We start from the raw sequence: 17,787 nt of genomic DNA on the forward strand, positions 1-17,787 counted from the left end.
CGCGAGCGCTCGTCTCAGGCGGCGCTCCACGGTCTTGCCCCTTGGATGATCTCTTGAGCACGTGCGGCAAAGCGGCCGGCGAGAGGCGACTTGCTGGCGGCATCGGCCGACGCCGCGCTGCCTGCCCGCGCCCGGTCGGCGATGCCGACGAAGATCACCGCGAAACGGAACAGCGAAAAAACCAGGTGGAAGCGTTGCAGGGGCGCAGTGGGTACGGCATGCGCGAAATAATGGTCAAGGAATTCGCGCTGGCTGGGGATGCCGAGGGCGGCATGATCGAGGCCGAGGATGCCGCCATATTCGTCTGGCGTCGAATGCCAGGTCATCGAGCAAAAGCCGAGATCGGCGAGCGGATGGCCGATCGTCGACAGCTCCCAATCGAGAATGCCGATCACCTCCGGCTTGCCGGGATGGAACAGCAGATTTCCGAGGCGGAAGTCGCCATGGGCGATCGACACGCGTCCATCATTCGTGGGCAGATGCTGCGGCAACCAGTCGGCGACCGCTTCGAGTGCCGGAATTCTGTCGCTCGGCGATTCCCTGAGCTGCCGGGTCCAGCGGCCAATCTGGCGCTCGAAATAGTTGCCGGGCGGGCCGTAATCGCCGAGACCGACCTCGTCGGGACGGACAGCATGCAGTTTGGCCATCGCTTCGGCCATGCCGAAATAGATGCCGCGTCGCTCCGCGGGGACGAGGCCAGGCAGCGAACAGTCGTGGAAAACGCGACCATCCAGCCGCTCCATCAAGTAAAAGGACGTGCCGAGCGGCTCGACACCGTCGTGATAGAGCACCGGCCGCGGCACCGGGACGTTGGTCGCTGCGAGCGCTTCAAGCACGCGGAACTCGCGGTCGACGGCATGGGCCCCGCGCAGGATCGGCCCGGCCGGCTTCTTGCGCAGCACCATGCGATGCGGACCATAGTCGACGAAGTAGGTGGGGTTGGACTGCCCGCCGCCGATCCGCTCGAGCGCCATTGCGGCATCGCCGAAGCGGTTCGCGAGAAAGCCCTTCAATGCCGCAGGATCGAAATCAGCATTCAACGGCATCTTTTCCTCCTGAGATGCCACCCCGCGTCCGCTATGCCTCGCCTTCGACGGTCCAGCGCCAGAAGCCCTTCTCCTCCTCGTTGAGGAAACGGCTCAGCACCATCTTGTGGACCTCATCGGCGCCATCGACCAACCGCGCCTGGCGCGCATAGCGGTAGATCCATTCGAGCACCGTGTCCTTCGAATAGCCTCGCGCGCCATTGATCTGGATCGCCACATCGGCCGCGTCATGCAGCACATTGGCGACCTGGACCTTGGCCATCGATACTTCCTTGCGGGCAAAGCCGCCGCGGTCCAGCTCCCACGCAGCCTTCATCACCAGGATGCGGCCGATCTCGATGCGCATGGCGAGGTCGCCGAGCTTCAGCTGGACGCTTTCGCGGTCGGCGAGGCGCTGGCCGAAACCATAGCGCTCGGCAGCGTAGGCGCGCGCGATCTCGACGCAACGCTTGGACAATCCAAGCCAGCGCATGCAGTGGGTAAGCCGCGCCGGGCCGAGCCGCACCTGCGTCACCTTCATGCCCCTGCCCTCGCCAACCAGCATGTCTTCGACAGGGATTTCGAGCCCATCGAATTCGAGCTCGCAATGCCCGCCATGCTCCTCCGGGCCCATGATCTCTATGCGGCGCATGATGCGCCAGCCCGGCTGGTCCTTGTGGAACATCAGAGCCGACAGACCATGGCGCGGATCGTCCGAGGTTCGCGCGATCAGAATGAAATGGCTGGCCTCCTCGGCGCCGGTGATGAACCATTTGCGGCCGGTCACCACATATTTGTCGCCGCGCCGTTCAGCACGCGTCATGATCATCGAAGGGTCCGAGCCGCCGCCGGGGTGCGGTTCGGTCATGGCAAAGGCCGAGCGCACTTTGCCCTCGACAATCGGCTTTAGCCATTTTTCCTGCTGCGCCGGCGTGCCGAGCGCCTCGAGCACCATCATGTTGCCATCATCGGGCGCTGCCGAATTGAACACCACGGGTCCGAAGATCGACCGGTTCATCTCCTCGTAGCAGACCGCCATGTCGATCTTGCCGAGACCGGCGCCGCCGGATGCGGGCTTGAGCTGCAGGCACCACAGGCCCGCCATCCGCGCCTTGGCGCGAAGCGTCTCCAGCAGCGGCAAGGCGATATTTCCATGTGCGTCATAGGACGTCTTGTCGGCCTCGAGCGGCAGGATGTCACGCTCGACGAAGTCGGCAATGCGGACGCGGTAATCTTCGGTGCGGGCTGGAATGTCGAAGTTCATGGACAAACTTTCAGCGAAGCGAGGTGGCCGCCATCGTCTAGAAATCGAGCGAGCGCTCGTTTTCTTTATTCGCCTCTATCCCCTTTTGCAGCCGCCGTCATCCGGCGAAGCGTGGTTCCGCAACGCCCTTGATGCCAAGGCCGGTTATTGCGAACAGGCTGCCGCGCAGGACGCCATCGCCGGGGAGGCGCGGTAACGACCACCACGACTCCGATCTTCATGCCGTCCTCCTCTGTTGGCACCGTGCGGCGATAGGCGAGCCGCCTCAGAACGCGACCTTGTCGCCGCCCTTCAGTGACAGGATCTCGCGCGCCTCGTCGGGCGTCGCCACTTCCATGCCGAGGCCTTCGATGATCTTGCGGGCAAGCACCACCTGCTCGGCGTTCGATTTGGCAAGCTTACCCTTGCCGGCCCACAGACTGTCTTCGAGCCCGACGCGGATGTTGCCGCCAAGGGCTGCCGACTGCGCGGCGATACGCAACTGGCTGGCGCCGGCACCGAGCACCGACCAGCGGAACTGGTCGCCGAACAGCCGGTCGGCGGTGCGCTTCATATGGGCGACATCTTCGGGATGGGTGCCGATGCCGCCAAGCAGACCGAACACCGACTGCACGAAGAACGGCGGCTTGACCAGCCCGCGATCGGCGAAGTGCGAGAGATTGTAGAGATGGGCGATGTCGTAGCACTCCAACTCGAAGCGCGTGCCGTTGTCGTAGCAGGTCGCAAGGATGTATTCGATGTCCTTGAACGAGTTGCGGAAGACCAGGTCACGCGTCGCTTCCAGATGCGGCTTTTCCCAGTCGAACTTGAAAGTCTCGTATTTGTCGACGAGGTGATAGAGCCCGAAATTGATCGAGCCCATGTTGAGCGAGGCGACCTCTGGCTTGAACTCGGCGGCCGGGCGCACGCGTTCCTCGACCTTCATGTAGGGACTGCCGCCGGTGGTGATGTTGATGGCGGCATTGGTGGCCTGCTTGATGCGCGGCAGGAAGCGGGCGAAGGCCGCCGGCGTCTGGTCGGGCTTGCCGGTCTCGGGGTCGCGGGCATGCAGGTGCAGGATCGCCGCACCTGCCTCCGCCGCCGCGATCGCCTCGGACGCGATCTGGTCCGGCGTGATAGGCAGATAGGGCGACATGGTCGGTGTATGGATCGCCCCTGTCACCGCACAGGTGATGATAATTTTGCCCCTGGTCTGCGTATCACCGGGCTTGCGGCTTGTTTCCGTCATCTTCCAAACTCCTGATCCGATTTTTTCTTGTGCGCGGCCAGCGCCATAAGCCGGCGGTCGCGCCAAACCTGCCGTTCGCCGAGTTCTTCCCGCGGCAGCCGCTTGCGGCGGTCGGCCTCCACCGTCTCGATGACTTCGCCGGCCCAGTCGACGCGGCGCAGCATCTGCGGAAAAATGTTGGCATAGATCGATTGATAGCGCTCGATATAGTCGCGTACACCGCCCGGCGCATTAAGGTCGATCGTTTCGAACGGACCCATGAACGACCAGCGCAGCGCCAGCCCGTCGCGAATGCCGATATCGACATCCTCGACGCTGGCATAGCCGTCGGCGACAAGTCGAAAAGCCTCCTCCAGCAGCGCGCCCTGCAGGCGGTTCATGATGAAGCCGTCGAGCTCGTGCTTCATCACCAGCGGCGCGTGGCCCGCATCGACGAGGAAGGCGCGGGTCCTTTCGACCGTTTCGGAAGACGTCCATGGCGCCGGCACGACTTCCGCGGCCGGGATGAGGTAGGGCGGATTGATCGGATGCACGACCAGGCAGCGGTGCCGCCCTTGCAGATGGTCGGTGAATTTCGACGGCAGCAACGCTGAGGTGGAACTGGCGATCACCGCTTGCGGACCGGCCATTGCATCGATCTGCGAGAACACCTCGCGCTTCACGTCGAGGTTTTCGGGCGTGTTCTCCTGGATATGGACCGCATCGGCCAGCGCTTCTTCGAGTTCCGCAACGACGGCAATGCGACCAAGCACGACGTCGATTGCCTGCCCCCGCAGCAGATCATTCGCAGCGAGGTCGCCGAGCACGCCGGCGATGTAATCGTGCGCACCTTCGGTCGCGGCCGGCGACTGGTCCCACATCCGCACATCGTGGCCGGCGCGGGCAAAACTGATCGCCCAGGCCCGCCCGATGAACCCGCTGCCGACAATCGCTACTTTCATCATGGTCGGGCTCCTCAAAGGGTTTCGACATTACCGTCGACGCCGAGCGACTGGCCGGAGATGTTGATCGCCGCATCGGACAACAGGAAAGCGACCATCGCGGCGACGTCATAGGGGCTGGTCATGCGGCGCAGCGAGATGTTGTGGAGATAACGCTCCGTCATCTCCTCGTTCGACACACCGAGCTGTCTGGCCCGGTCGGCGATAACCTTGTCGATGCGTGGTCCCTCGATGATGCCGGGCAGGATGGCGTTGACCCTTATGCCGTGCGGCCCGAGTTCCTTGGCAAGGCTTTGCGTGAAACCGATGACGCCGAACTTGGCCGCCGAATAGGGGGTGCGGAAAGCGTAGCCATGGCGGCCGGCGGCGGACGACATCGAGACGATCGAGCCGCCGCCCGCCGCCTTGATCAGCGGCACGGCACGCCTGGCGCAGAGGAACTGGCCGGTCAGGCAGATGTCGATGCAGCGCCGCCACTCCGCCGGATCGATTTCGTCGACGCCGCCGGTCGGCCCGGCGATGCCGGCATTGTTGATCAGCGCGTCGAGGCCGCCGAGCTTTTCCTTCACCGTCTCGAACAGCCGGTCGACGTCGTCGTGGCGCGAGACATCGGCCTTGACCGCGGCGACCAGGGCGATCCTGTCCGGAGCGGCGGCCAGCGCCTCGTCGGAGACGTCGCAAACGACGATGCGCGCGCCGAGCCGCGACAGCGTTTCTGCAATGGCCAGGCCGATGCCGCCGGCGCCTGCCGTCACCAGCACGCGCTGCCCCTTCAGCCCGGTCAGAAAATCATCCGCCGATGTTGGCGCCCCTTTGCTCATCGTGTACCCCTTCTCATTGCAGCCGCCGTTCGCGCAGCGCCATGACAGCGCCCAGAACGACCAAGCCGTACAATATTGCCCCTGAAATTGTGACGAAAGCACTGCCCTCTGCGAGGACGACGGACGATTCCGTAATGTGAAATTTCTGCTTCAGCTGTTGCGAAGGGTCTGTTGCGCAATTCGCCAGGCCTGCTCCACATGCCGCCGGGCCGCGGCTTCGGCGGCATCGCCGTTGCGCGACTTGATCGCGTTCATAATGTCGGTCATTTCGGCAATTGCGGCATCGCGGCGATTCTCCGAAGCGATGGTCATGGAACGCAGCTGGTTGATGCGGACGTTCAGACCCTGGACGATCTCCCAGGCGATGCGCTTGTCGGCGGCATCGAAAAGCACCTCGTAGAATTTTGTGGTCGCCCGCATCACCTCGATCGGATTGGCTGATGCCCACGCCTTGAGCAGCACATCGAACGCGCGCTCAAGCGCGGCGATCTGGCCCTCAGTCGCCGTCAGCGCGCAGGCGCGCGCCGCGATGCCCTCCATCAGAGCGCGCAGTTCGTAAATCTCGTCGGTGCGGCTGAGATCCGGCCTGGCCACCGCGGGTCCATGGCCAGGTATCATCTGGACGAGGCCCTCGGTCTCCAACTGCCGCAGGACCTCGCGCACCACCGAGCGACTGACGCCGAGCTGGTCGCAAAGCGGCCGCTCGACCAACCGTTCGCCAGGCTGGAAGTGAAACCCCATGATCGCGTCGCGCATGCGCTCCAGCGCCAGCGTTCTCAGCGTCTTGGCGGATCGTTCGATCCTCAGTGTGTCATCGGCCAATTCATATACTCCCAGCATCCGCAAGAAACAGATTCGACGATCCGTTGACAAGGTATTTGGTCTTCAATAGTATGGTATACCATAAGACAGCCAGGCAAAAGCGGAACTTTTCCGGATGCCTCAGCCGACCCGACACCGAGGATTCGATGAAGCCGGCCATTCGAAAGATCGTCACCCATGTCGAGAACACGCTAATCGAAGGCGGTAAGGCGGCCCCCCGGCCGCTGCGCCTGATCGGCGTGGCGGCGGTGCTCGACAACCCTTGGGCCGGGCGCGGTTTCACCGAGGACCTTTCGCCCGAGATCCGCGCCTATGCGCCGGTTCTGGGGGAGATTCTGACCCATGAAATCCTCGCAGTTGCCGGATCCGGCGAAGCGATCGAAGGCTACGGCAAGGCCGCAATCTGCGGCACATCAGGCGAGATCGAGCATGCCTCGGCGCTCATCCACACGCTGCATTTCGGCAACCACTATCGGCGTGCCGTCGGCGCCAAGACCTATCTTGCCTTCACCAACCTGCGCGGCGGGCCGAACACGCCGATCATGATCCCGCTCATGGACAAGAACGATGAAGGCCGACGTTCGCACTACCTGACGGTGCACTTCCAGATCGGCGACGCGCCGGCGCCGGACGAGTTGGTGGTGGCGCTTGGCGCCTCGATCGGCGGACGACCGCATCATCGCATCGGCGACCGCTACCAGGATCTCAAGGAGGTCGGCGACCTGCATGGCTGAGCTGACGGACCGTGGCTGGCATCGCGGAACGGCGCCTGACGGCACCGGTTTCATCCGTGCCGGATCCGGCGCGCCGGTCCTTCTCATCCACGGTGTCGGCATGAACGCGGCGATCTGGGCACCCCAGATCGAGCTGATGAAAAACAGATGGGATGTGATCGCCATCGACATCCTGGGACACGGCCGGTCGCCGTTGCCGCCCGAGGACGCCAGCCTTGCCGATTATGCCGGACAGGCAATTCGGCTTCTCGATCACCTTGGCCTGGATGCCGTCTCGATCGTTGGCCATTCAATGGGGGCGCTGGTCGGGCAGGAAATCGCTCTCAATGCACCCGAACGGGTTCGTAGCCTCGTCTCGCTCAATGCGGTTTTTCGCCGCCCGGCGGAGCTTGCGCAGGCAGTGCGCGAGCGCGCCGCCGAACTGAATGGCGCGGAAAACCCGTCGGGGACGGACGCAACGATCGCGCGCTGGTTCGGCAACCCGGTCCCCGACAGCCTGGCCGAGGCGGCAAGGATGACGCGCGTGGCACTGCAAAGCGTCAACTCCGAGGGCTATGCGCGCACCTATCGACTTTTCGCCCATGCCGATGCGGCGCAGGGCGATCGTCTTTCCGGTCTCGCAATGCCGGCCCTGTTCATGACCGGCTCGCAGGACAGGAATTCCTCGCCTGCGATGTCGGCGGCGATGGCACGCCTCGCGCCGCGCGGTCGCTGCGTCGTTCTGGAGGGCGAACGACATATGATGGCCGTAGCCTCGCCTGACGTGGTCACACGGCGCATTGTCGATTTTCTCGAGAGCAACGACGGCGCAAGCACATCGGCGCGACCGGCAATGGACACAGCCTTCGACGCGGGCGAATTCAGGCGGGCGCTCGGTTCCTTCCTGACCGGCGTTACAATCGTCACCGCGATCGGGCCGGAAGGAGAGCCTCGAGGCTTCACCGCCAATTCGTTTACATCCGTTTCGCTCGATCCGCCGCTTGTGCTGGTCTGCATCGCCAAGAAAGCGCTGGGTCATCCGGTGTTTTCGACCTCGAAATGCTTTGCCGTCAACGTGCTCTCGGAGGAACAGCGAGCCGCGTCCGGCGTCTTCGCTTCGAAATCGCAGGACAAGTTCTCGGCTGTCGAGTGGCGCTTCGGCCCGACCGGCAGCCCGCTGCTCGCTGGATCGGTGGCGACGTTCGACTGTGACATGGAGCAATTGGTCGACGCCGGCGACCATTCGATCCTCATCGGCCGCGTTCGCGAATTCTCCCACAATTCATCGCAGCCCCTCGGCTATTGCCGTGGCGCCTACGTCTCGCCCGGCCTCAGCCAGGAAGCACTGGCGGCCGCGCCGCCCGACATGGAGGTCGGCGCCATCCTCGAAGATGAAGGCCGCGTGCTGTTCCTCGAAACCGCCGACGGCTTTTTCGAACTGCCGGCGGGCCGAGGGCTCGGGGCACCCGGCGACACGCGAAGCCTTAGGGGACGCCTCGCTGCGAAAGCCATCGAGGCTCATCTCGGATTCCTGTTTGCGGTCTGGGACGACGCCGCAAGCCCATCGCGAACGCACGTCTACTACCGCGGCACGGTAGCCGCGCCCCACTCCAGCGATCGCCAGGTCCGGCTCGTCGACATCGACAGGATTGCCGGACTGAACATCGCCGACGCTGCCGTGCGCTCGATGCTCGCCCGCTATGTTCGCGAATGTCGGGAGGATGCGTTTGGAGTCTATGTCGGCAACGCGGTCGAAGGTGAAGTCCGTCCGCTCGCCAAGCCGGTAGCAATCAACACTTCCAGTCCGGGTCAACAGATATGAAGTTCTCGCTCTTCGTCCATATGGAACGCTCGGACCCGGCAAAGCCGCATGCCGACCTCATCGATGAGCTTGAGGAACTGGTCGTGATGGCCGAGGCGGCAGGCTTCGAGACGGCCTGGATCGGCGAACACCACGGCATGGAGTTCACCATCTCGCCAAACCCGTTCATCAACATCGCCTATCTCGGCGCCAAGACGAAGCGCATCCGGCTCGGCACAGGAACCGTCATCGCGCCGTTCTGGCATCCGATCAAGCTCGCCGGCGAGGCAGCCATGACCGATGTCGTCACCGGCGGCCGGCTCGACATCGGCATCGCCCGCGGCGCCTACAGCTACGAGTACCAACGCCTGTTCCCTGGGCTCGACGCCTGGGGCGCGGGCCAGCGCATGCGCGAGATCATCCCGGCCATCAAGGGCCTCTGGGAAGGCGATTTCGAGATGTCCGGCGAATTCTGGTCGTTTCCCTCGACCACCTCGTCGCCCAAGCCGGTGCAAAAGCCGCACCCGCCGATCTGGGTGGCGGCGCGCGATCCGAACTCGCACGACTTCGCCGTCTCCAACGGCTGCAACGTCCAGGTGACGCCGCTCGCCTCCGGCGACGACGAAGTAACCAGCCTGATGGAGCGCTTCAACGCGGCGTGCGCGGCGCATCCCGACATGGCCCGCCCCGAGATCATGCTGCTGATGCACACATTCGTTGCCGAAGACGCCGCCGATGCGGAGCAACTGACGAGGGACCTGTCGCTGTTCTACTGCCAGTTCGGCGCGTGGTTCCAGAACAAGAAGCCGGTTCGCCAAGGCATATTGGAAGCGCTCTCCGGCGACGAGATCGCAGCCATGCCGCAATATGCGCCGGACAAAATCCGACAGAACCTGGTCATCGGCGAAGCCGAAGAGGTGATCACCCGGCTTAAGGCATATGAGGCGCTCGGCTATGACCAGTACTCGATCTGGATCGACAGCGGTCTGCCGCACGAGCGCAAGAAGAAGTCGCTGCAGCTGTTCGTCGACAAGGTGATGCCGGCCTTCGGGCATGGGAGGCCGCAATGACCCTTGTGGCCTTCAGCAACTTCATAGATGGGGCGTTCGATACGCCGACAGCCACCTTCGAAAGCATCGATCCATCAACCGGAGCGCCCTGGGCGACGATGCCCGCCGCAACCGAGGCCGATGTCGACCGCGCCGTCGAGGCGGCGCACCGGACGCTGCACTCGGCCGCGTGGGCCTCGCTGACGGCGACGGCGCGCGGCAAGCTGCTGGTGCGCCTCGGCGACCTGGTCGTCGCCAATGCCGGCCGCCTGGCCGAACTGGAAACGCGCGACACCGGCAAGATCATCCGCGAGACCCGCGCCCAGATCGCCTATGTCGGCGACTATTATCGCTACTATGGCGGGCTTGCCGACAAGCATGAAGGCTCGCATGTGCCGATCGACAAGGCCGATATGGACGTCACCATCCGACGCGAGCCGATCGGCGTCGTCGCTGCCGTCGTGCCGTGGAATTCGCAGCTCTTCCTTTCGGCCGTCAAGCTCGGCCCGGCGCTGGCCGCCGGCTGCACGGTCGTCCTGAAAGCCTCGGAGGACGGTCCGGCGCCGCTGCTGGCCTTCGCCGAACTCGTTCATGAGGCCGGATTTCCCGCCGGAAGCGTCAACATACTGACCGGGTTCGGACACGATTGCGGCCGACGCCTGACAAGTCACCCGCTGGTTTCACGCGTCGCCTTCACCGGCGGGCCTTCGACCGCTCGCGCGATTGTCCGCAACACGGCGGAAAATCTCGCCTACACGACGCTGGAGCTGGGCGGGAAAAGCCCGGTTGTGGTTTTCGCCGACGCCGACCTGGACAGCGCGGCCAACGCGGTGGTGGCCGGGATTTTCGCAGCGTCTGGACAAAGCTGCGTCGCCGGCTCCCGACTGCTTGTCGAGCGTTCGATAAAGGCCGAGTTCCTGCACAGGCTGAAGCACAAGGCCGAGGCCATCAAAATTGGTGATCCGCATGATCCGGCCACCGAAATGGGACCACTGGCAACGCCACGCCAGCGGGAATGGATCGAGAAGATCGTTGCCGAAAGCCTCGCCAATGGCGGGACGCTGGTCACCGGCGGGAAAAGGCCCGAGGAGCATCCGCACGGCTTCTACTACGCACCGACCATCATCGATGCCGAGGATTCAGCGCTGCCCTGCGTGCGCGAGGAATTGTTCGGTCCGGTGCTCAGCGTTCTCACCTTCGACACGGAAGCCGAAGCCCTGGCGCTTGCCAACGACACGCCGTTCGGCCTCGCTTCGGGCGTGTTCACCACCAATCTCGCCAAAGCGCACCGCATGGCGCGCGACATCCATGCCGGCATCGTCTGGGTCAACACATACCGCGCCGTTTCGCCGCTCGTGCCGTTCGGCGGCTATGGTCAGTCGGGGTTCGGCCGCGAGGGCGGGCTCGACGCCATCCGCGACTACACGCGCCCGAAATCCGTCTGGATACGGATATCCGACGAGCCGATCCCGGACCCGTTCGTCATGCGATGAGGCAATCGCGCAATTCATAAAAACAAGAAACCAAGCAACCAACAGAGGAGAATGACATGAAACTGATTTTGACCGGCATTTTGGCCGGACTCCTGGCAGCCACTGCCGCACACGCCGATGAAATGGTGTTCACCAGCTGGGGCGGAACCACCCAGGAGGCGCAGACCAAATCCTGGGCTGCTCCGTTCGAAGGCAGTTCCGGCATCAAGGTCCTGCAGGACGGCCCGACCGACTACGGCAAGCTGAAGGCCATGGTGGAAGGCGGCAGCGTCGCCTGGGATGTCGTCGATGTCGAGATGGATTTCGCCATCAAAGCGGCCAAGGACGGCCTGCTCGAGCCGATCGATTTCAACGTCGTGCCGAAAGCCGATCTCGATCCTCGCTTCACCACCGAGCATGCGGTCGGCAGCTTCTACTACTCCTTCGTTCTTGCCTGGAACAAAGGGGCGGTGTCGGCCGAGCCAACCGGCTGGGCCGACATGTTCGACCTGACGAAATTTCCCGGCAAACGCACGTTTTACAAATGGTCGGCACCGGGCGTCATCGAGATTGCGCTGTTGGCCGACGGCGTGCCGGCGGACAAGCTCTATCCGCTCGACCTCGACAGGGCGTTCAAGAAACTCGACACGATCAAATCGGAAATCGTCTGGTGGGACAGCGGCGCGCAGTCGCAGCAGCTGATCGCCTCCGGTGAAGCAGCCTTCGGGCAGCTCTGGAATGGACGGGTCTTCGCCCTCGAGCAGGACGGCGCCGATGTCGGCGCATCCTGGAAACAGAACATGACTGCCGCCGACGTGCTCGTTATCCCCAAGGGTTCGAAGAACAAGGCGAGCGCCATGAAATTCCTGGCCGCTGCGACAAGCCCGAAAAGCCAGGCCATGTTTGCTGAAGCAAGCGGCTACGCCCCCATCAACACGGCAGCCAAGGCCGAAATGCCGGCCGATGTCGTCAAGTCGCTGCCGGACGCCTATGTCGACGGGCAGATCAACCTCGACATGAACTACTGGGCTGAAAACCGCGATAAGATCGCGGAGCGCTGGTACGCCTGGCAGGCCAAATAGCCGCCGACCTCACCCATTAACCGGCGGGGCGTCGCTAGGCGTCCCGCCTGAGCTGCCGGGATCATCGCCATGTCGGGCAATTTGCTTCATCGACAGCCAATCCTCCGAAGGCCAGATGGCGTCGGCGGCGCCTTGCCGGCGCTGACCCTCATCACCCTGTTCTTCGTGGTGCCGGTTGTTGCGTTGCTGTTGCGCAGTGTAACCGAACCCGTGCCGGGCCTGCAGAACTACGCCACCCTGTTTGGCGACGGCACCTATGCGCGGGTCTTCTTCAACACCTTTCTGGTCGCCACCGTCGTCACCGCCGTAACCGTGATCGTGGCGTTTCCAGTCGCCTGGATGCTGGCGATCATGCCGCCTGCCCTCGGCTCGATCATCTTCGGCATCATCATCCTGTCGATGTGGACCAATCTGCTCACCCGCACCTATGCCTGGATGGTGCTGCTCCAACGCACCGGCGTCATCAATCGGACGCTGATGGATATCGGCCTGATCAGCGAGCCGCTGCCGCTGATCAACAACCTGACCGGCGTCACCATCGGCATGGTCTACATCATGCTGCCCTTCATGATACTGCCACTGGTCGGAACGCTGCGCGCCATCGATCCGATGACGCTGCGCGCCGCCGCTCTGTGCGGTGCGAGCCCCTTCGACGCCTTCCGCCGCATTCTGCTGCCCTTGTCGCTTCCCGGAATCGCTGCAGGCGGCCTGATGGTTTTCGTCATGTCGCTCGGCTATTTCGTGACACCGACGCTGCTCGGCGGCACCTCCAACATGATGCTCGCCGCAATGATTGCCCAGATGATCCAGTCCTTGCTCAACTGGGGGCTCGGAAGCGCGGCGGCTTTCATCCTACTTTTGGTGACCATGGCGCTCTACGCGCTGCAGCTGCGCCTCGTCGGCGCCAAGCGCATGACAGGAGGCATTTGAGATGCTGCTCGACTACGACCGGCTGGGCTGGCTGCGCGCAGCACTTCTGGGTTTCACCGGCCTGGTTGCCGCGTTTCTGCTGCTGCCGGTGGTTTTCATCGTGCTTTTGTCGTTCGGGTCGTCGCGGTGGCTGGCTTTTCCGCCACCAAGCTGGACGTTGAAATGGTATGAGGAGCTCTTCGCCGATCCGGCCTGGCTCGAAGCGGCGCTGACCAGCGGGCGCATTGCCACCATGGCCGCGATTCTTGCCGTCGTCATCGGGCTGCTGGCTTCTTTCGCGCTGGTCAGGGGACAGTTTCGCGGGCGCAATACGCTTCGCGGCCTGCTGCTGACGCCAATGGTGCTGCCGGTTGTCGTCTTCGCCATCGCCATCTATGCATTCTTCCTGCGGATCGGGCTCGGCGGCACCACGGTAGGCTTCGTCATCGCCCATACGGTCCTGGCACTGCCCTTCGCCATCATTCCGATCACTGCGGCACTCGAAGGTTTCGACAAATCCATCGAGGATGCGGCGATCGTCTGCGGCGCGAGCCCCTTCGAGGCAAAACTCCGGGTCACCTTGCCGGCGATCAAGATCGGGATTTTTTCGGCGGCGATCTTTGCCTTCCTCGCCTCATGGGACGAGGTGGTGGTCGCAATCTTCATGGCAAGCCCCACCTTGCAGACCTTGCCGGTCAAGATCTGGGGCAGCCTGCGCCAGGATCTCAGCCCGGTCATCGCTGCGGCCTCCAGCCTTCTCGTTCTTCTGACGCTGAGCCTGATGATCGTAACCGCACTCATTCGGCGGAAATTGTCGAAATGACCGAACCGTTCCTCTCCATTCGCGACCTGCGCAAGGCGTTCGGCAGCTTCGTCGCCGTACACGATGTCACCATCGACATACCCAAGGGCGAGTTCCTGACCTTTCTCGGCCCTTCCGGTTCTGGCAAATCGACGACACTTTATGCGATCGCCGGCTTTCAGCACCCGACATCCGGCGACGTTCTTCTCGAAGGCAGGTCGCTGCTGTCGGTGCCGTCGCACAAGCGCAATATCGGCATGGTGTTCCAGCGCTACACGCTGTTCCAGCATCTCACCGTCGCCGAGAACGTTGCCTTTCCGTTGCGCGTGCGCCGCCGTCCGGACGCAGAGGTGAACCGAAAAGTCGCCGAGATGCTGTCGCTGGTACGGCTCGAGAGTTTCGGCGGCCGATATCCTGGCGCGCTTTCCGGCGGACAGCAGCAGCGCGTGGCGCTTGCCAGGGCGCTGGCCTACGATCCGCCGATCCTTTTGATGGACGAGCCGCTTTCGGCGCTCGACAAGAAGCTGCGCGAGGAAATCCAGGCCGAGATACGGCGCATCCATCGCGAAACCGGCGTAACGATCCTTTACGTCACCCACGATCAGGACGAGGCGCTGCATCTTTCGGATCGCATCGCCCTGTTTCGTGACGGGCGCATCGAGCAGATCGGCAGCGGTGAGGACCTCTATCTGAGACCTGCGAGCGAATTCGTCGCCAGCTTCATCGGAAATTCCAATTTCCTGCCGGCCGAGCATCTTGAAACCGTCGACGGCGCCGCCACGATCCGCCTCGCCGATGGCTCGGTCGTCTCCGGCGTCAGGAACGATCGGGAGTTCAGCCAAGGCCAGAAGACCCGGCTGATGGTGCGGCCGGAAGCGTTTCGGCTGAGACCCGGCGCGGCCACGGCCGGGCTTGCGGTCGAATTCATCGACACCGCCTTCTTCGGCGAGCGGCGGCGCGTCATCGCACGCACCGCCGCCGGCCAGGAGATCGACGTCAGGCCGACATCCGACATGGCGCGAGCACAGGAGGGCATCGCCTCGAGCAGACAGATTTATTTCGATCCCGCCGCCGCATTTCTGTTTCCGGCCTGACAGACGATCGTTCGACCTCAGTGCGGCGGATCAGCCGGCGCCTCGATGGTGACGCCGTATTTGGCGGTGATGGCCACGACCTTTGCCATCTCCGGCGTGCCGGCGGCAGTCGCGGCGTCCAATTCCGCGAACATCTGATCAAGGCCGCAACTCGGTGCGCAGAAGACGAGCACGCGAGCTGGCTTGTCGCCGACATTGCGGATGGCATGGCGCCGGCCGCGTGCGCCGAAGAAGAAGCCGCCTGGCGCAACGCGATGGGGCGCGGATTGGCCCTCGAATTCGATGACGAGTTCGCCGCTCAGCACATAAAAGCCTTCATCCTCTCGGGCATGGATGTGCGGTGGCACTCCCGCGCCCGGCGGAACCACGGACTCCCAGAGCGAGAAGGACCCGGCGGTCTCGGCGCCGGTGGCCTTGTAGATATGGGTGATGCCCAAAACGTTGAGCGTCGAGCCGGCCGCCGGCTCGCGCACGAACGCTTCAGCCGCTGTAGCTTTGGCATCCATCGTCGATCTCCTTCGTGGTTCAGGTCGTTCACCAGGAGATAGGCCGTTCTCGTCCGTCGATTAGCCGGAATTGTATGGACATGCTGTCCGGATTTCAGGACAATCCGATGATGGACCCGCTCAATGGCATCGCGGCGTTCGCTCGCGTCGTGGACAGCGGCAGTTTCTCGGCTGCGGCTCACCGGCTCGGACTCTCCAAATCGGCAGTCAGCGCCCATGTCCAGCGGCTCGAACAGCGCCTGGGCATTCGCCTCCTCAACCGCACCACGCGTCGGCTCACGATGACCGAAGCGGGCGCAGCCTACTACCGCCACTGCGCCCGGATTCTCGCCGAAGCTGAAGCGGCGGAACAAGAGGCGAGCGCGTTGCAGCGCGAACCGCGCGGCACGCTTCGCATATCGGCGCCCGACAGCTTCGGCTGGATGCATGTGGCGCCGGCCGTCCCGGAATTCCTGAGGCGCTATCCGGACCTTTCCGTCGACATTGCCTTGAGCCCAACGCATGTGAGCCTGGTCGATGAGGGGCTGGATCTGGCGATCCGTATCGGCGCGCTCGAGGATTCGCCGCTTGTCGTGCGCAAGCTCGCGCCATCCCGGCTCGTCGCCTGTGCTGCGCCCGCCTATCTCACCAAGCATGAAGCGCCGCGCGAGCCGGGCGACCTCGCCAAGCACAACTGCCTCTGCACCAGCCTTTTGCCTTGGGGCGATGAATGGCGCCTTACCGGCAAAATTGGCGAGGTGCGGGTGACCGTGGGCGGCAGCTTTCGCAGCAACAATGCGGAGATGCTGCGCGTTGCCGCACTCGACGGCATCGGCATCGCCCTATTGCCCACATGGGCGGTGGCGGAGCCGCTGCGTACCGGCGCGCTGCGCCGCGTGCTGGATGCCTGGGAGCATCCAGCCAGCACGATTTATGCCGTCTATCTCAGCAACAGGCTCATGTCGATGAAGGTCCGTGCCTTCGTCGACCACCTTGCTCGATGCATAGGACGCGCACCGTATTGGGATGAGGGCCTTTGAGAAGAGCGCCCCGTTTTGGCCGCGCATCGTCCTCTCTGAATGCGCTCAAAAACGGTCTCCCACCGGTCGGAAAACTTGCGATCCTGCCTTCAACAGGGAAGTTGGGCGGCGGCTTGAAATCTCCTCGGTTTCGCCCACGTACTGGGTTACGCCGGCTGCGAGGCGAGTTTTTTGGCTGCAAAAGCGTCGCTTATGGGCCGTCAAACCGGCAGCCGCGCAGCGCTCAGTAGCGGAAACCGCTGGCGTTGCGCCGGTTCTCACTCGCGATACCTGGGAGCACCTGATGCCGACCCGCCCCTGTGCCATCCTTGAAGCGCCGTCCTCGCTGGGTCTGGCGACCGACGGCGTTGAAGCCTTGCCCGGTCGGCTGCTGGAACTGGGCCTCGCCGAACGCATCCATGCGCGCCGCGCCGGGCGGCTGGCCGTCCCGCCGAAAGACCCGAAGCCCGACCCTGCCACCCTGACGCTGAATGCCAAGGCGATCGCGGCGTGGTCACCCAAGCTCGCCGACGCCGTGGAGGAGGTGCTGCACGCCCGCGAATTCCCGGTGGTGCTGGGCGGCGACTGTACGATCCTGCTGGGTCCGATGCTCGCGCTGCGCCGGTGCGGCCGCTACGGCCTGTCCTTCATCGACGGCCACGCCGATTTCTTCCAGCCGGAAGCGGAGCCCAACAGCGAAGGCGCGTCGATGGAGCTGGCCTTCGTCACCGGCTACGGGCCGGCGCTGCTGACCGACCTGGAGGGCCGCCGCCCGTTGGTGCGCTCCGGGGACGTCGTCGCCTTCGCATTTCGCGACCACGAGGACCAGGCCGAATTCGGCAGCCAGCCTTTGCCAGCCGAGTTCATGGCCTACGATCTGCACGCCATCCGCCGCCTGGGCGTCGAAACCGCCGCCCGGGCCGCCGTTGGCCACCTGACGCGGGCGGAACTCGACGGCTTCTTCATCCATCTCGACGCTGATTGTCTCGACGATGCGATCATGCCGGCGGTCGATTTCCGCATACCGGGCGGGCTGTCTTGGGACGAACTGTCGGCGGCACTCCGCATCATCCTGGCGAGCGGCAAGGCGGTCGGGATCGAGGTCACCATCTACAATCCGCGCCTCGACGAGGACGGCAGCGCCGGCCGTGGCCTCGCTGATGTCCTGGCCGCAGCTCTCGGCACAGCCGCGCCCGCTTGAGCGGACGGGAGCAATCTAGACCGTTGTGCTTCGACTTCGCCGCCGCACGCAACGACCTG

Annotated in this window: 18 protein-coding genes; 11 read left to right on the top strand and 7 right to left on the bottom strand. The window is 64.0% G+C overall.

Going from position 1 to position 17,787, the window contains the following annotated elements; genetic code table 11:
* Positions 1–14: 14 nt before the first annotated feature.
* Positions 15–1,046: a phosphotransferase family protein gene (locus AC0L3D_RS10055; RefSeq protein ID WP_473644097.1), complete on the bottom strand. Its 1,032-nt coding sequence runs from the start codon at positions 1,044–1,046 to the stop codon at positions 15–17.
* A 31-nt stretch (positions 1,047–1,077) separates the two neighbouring features.
* On the bottom strand, positions 1,078–2,289 hold the full coding sequence (locus tag AC0L3D_RS10060; protein ID WP_473644099.1) for an acyl-CoA dehydrogenase family protein: 1,212 nt from the start codon (positions 2,287–2,289) through the stop codon (positions 1,078–1,080).
* On the opposite strand from AC0L3D_RS10060, the gene AC0L3D_RS10065 reads away from it, so the two are divergent.
* Positions 2,288–2,485, top strand: a complete 198-nt coding sequence (locus AC0L3D_RS10065) for a hypothetical protein (RefSeq protein ID WP_419696070.1) — start codon at positions 2,288–2,290, stop codon at positions 2,483–2,485. The two genes, AC0L3D_RS10060 and AC0L3D_RS10065, sit on opposite strands and share 2 nt — an antisense overlap.
* A 69-nt stretch (positions 2,486–2,554) precedes the next feature.
* Here the strand turns inward: AC0L3D_RS10065 and kce are convergent, their stop codons facing one another.
* The 4 genes from kce to AC0L3D_RS10085 all read right to left on the bottom strand — a co-directional run bounded on the left by kce (position 2,555) and on the right by AC0L3D_RS10085 (position 6,101).
* Positions 2,555–3,517 carry a 3,5-dioxohexanoate:acetyl-CoA acetone transferase gene (kce, locus tag AC0L3D_RS10070; RefSeq protein WP_473644101.1) on the bottom strand — a complete coding sequence of 321 codons (963 nt, stop codon included), beginning with the start codon at positions 3,515–3,517 and terminating at the stop codon, positions 2,555–2,557.
* The gene (locus AC0L3D_RS10075; protein ID WP_419696068.1) at positions 3,514–4,461 is read right to left on the bottom strand and encodes a 3-hydroxyacyl-CoA dehydrogenase; all 948 of its coding nucleotides are present in this window, start codon (positions 4,459–4,461) and stop codon (positions 3,514–3,516) included. The genes kce and AC0L3D_RS10075 overlap by 4 nt, the downstream gene beginning before the upstream one ends.
* 11 nt (positions 4,462–4,472) lie before the next feature.
* Positions 4,473–5,279, bottom strand: coding sequence for an SDR family oxidoreductase (locus AC0L3D_RS10080; RefSeq protein ID WP_473644103.1), 807 nt, complete (start codon positions 5,277–5,279; stop codon positions 4,473–4,475).
* 150 nt (positions 5,280–5,429) lie between these two features.
* The gene (locus AC0L3D_RS10085; RefSeq protein WP_091597522.1) at positions 5,430–6,101 is read right to left on the bottom strand and encodes a GntR family transcriptional regulator; all 672 of its coding nucleotides are present in this window, start codon (positions 6,099–6,101) and stop codon (positions 5,430–5,432) included.
* Positions 6,102–6,247: 146 nt separating this feature from the next.
* Here AC0L3D_RS10085 and AC0L3D_RS10090 point away from each other — a divergent pair, with 146 nt between their 5' ends.
* From AC0L3D_RS10090 to AC0L3D_RS10125, 8 genes are all read left to right on the top strand, one after another.
* Positions 6,248–6,835, top strand: coding sequence for an amino acid synthesis family protein (locus AC0L3D_RS10090; protein ID WP_473644105.1), 588 nt, complete (start codon positions 6,248–6,250; stop codon positions 6,833–6,835).
* Complete coding sequence (locus tag AC0L3D_RS10095; protein WP_473644107.1) at positions 6,828–8,636, top strand: alpha/beta fold hydrolase; 1,809 nt, start codon at positions 6,828–6,830, stop codon at positions 8,634–8,636. Before AC0L3D_RS10090 ends, AC0L3D_RS10095 begins: the two co-directional genes overlap by 8 nt.
* Entirely contained in the window at positions 8,633–9,685 is a 1,053-nt protein-coding gene (locus AC0L3D_RS10100; protein ID WP_128245437.1) for an LLM class flavin-dependent oxidoreductase, read from the top strand. The genes AC0L3D_RS10095 and AC0L3D_RS10100 overlap by 4 nt, the downstream gene beginning before the upstream one ends.
* Complete coding sequence (locus tag AC0L3D_RS10105; RefSeq protein WP_473644109.1) at positions 9,682–11,157, top strand: aldehyde dehydrogenase; 1,476 nt, start codon at positions 9,682–9,684, stop codon at positions 11,155–11,157. The genes AC0L3D_RS10100 and AC0L3D_RS10105 overlap by 4 nt, the downstream gene beginning before the upstream one ends.
* 56 nt (positions 11,158–11,213) lie before the next feature.
* Positions 11,214–12,218 (top strand): ABC transporter substrate-binding protein, encoded by a 1,005-nt coding sequence (locus AC0L3D_RS10110; protein WP_473644111.1) that lies wholly within the window; start codon positions 11,214–11,216, stop codon positions 12,216–12,218.
* A 69-nt stretch (positions 12,219–12,287) separates the two neighbouring features.
* A complete protein-coding gene (locus tag AC0L3D_RS10115) occupies positions 12,288–13,148 on the top strand; it encodes an ABC transporter permease (RefSeq protein ID WP_473644113.1) in 861 nt (286 codons plus the stop codon).
* Between the two features lies 1 nt (position 13,149).
* Positions 13,150–13,950, top strand: coding sequence for an ABC transporter permease (locus AC0L3D_RS10120; protein WP_473644115.1), 801 nt, complete (start codon positions 13,150–13,152; stop codon positions 13,948–13,950).
* Positions 13,947–15,023 (top strand): ABC transporter ATP-binding protein, encoded by a 1,077-nt coding sequence (locus tag AC0L3D_RS10125; RefSeq protein WP_023800441.1) that lies wholly within the window; start codon positions 13,947–13,949, stop codon positions 15,021–15,023. The genes AC0L3D_RS10120 and AC0L3D_RS10125 overlap by 4 nt, the downstream gene beginning before the upstream one ends.
* A 17-nt stretch (positions 15,024–15,040) precedes the next feature.
* Here AC0L3D_RS10125 and AC0L3D_RS10130 read toward each other — a convergent pair whose 3' ends face one another.
* Complete coding sequence (locus tag AC0L3D_RS10130; protein ID WP_128171848.1) at positions 15,041–15,529, bottom strand: cupin domain-containing protein; 489 nt, start codon at positions 15,527–15,529, stop codon at positions 15,041–15,043.
* Between the two features lie 80 nt (positions 15,530–15,609).
* On the opposite strand from AC0L3D_RS10130, the gene AC0L3D_RS10135 reads away from it, so the two are divergent.
* Both AC0L3D_RS10135 and AC0L3D_RS10140 read left to right on the top strand, forming a co-directional pair.
* The gene (locus AC0L3D_RS10135; RefSeq protein ID WP_473644117.1) at positions 15,610–16,548 is read left to right on the top strand and encodes a LysR family transcriptional regulator; all 939 of its coding nucleotides are present in this window, start codon (positions 15,610–15,612) and stop codon (positions 16,546–16,548) included.
* 283 nt (positions 16,549–16,831) lie between these two features.
* Positions 16,832–17,728 (top strand): arginase family protein, encoded by an 897-nt coding sequence (locus AC0L3D_RS10140; RefSeq protein WP_473644119.1) that lies wholly within the window; start codon positions 16,832–16,834, stop codon positions 17,726–17,728.
* The last annotated feature ends 59 nt before the right edge of the window (positions 17,729–17,787 follow it).

This window comes from Mesorhizobium sp. WSM4837 (assembly GCF_055811435.1).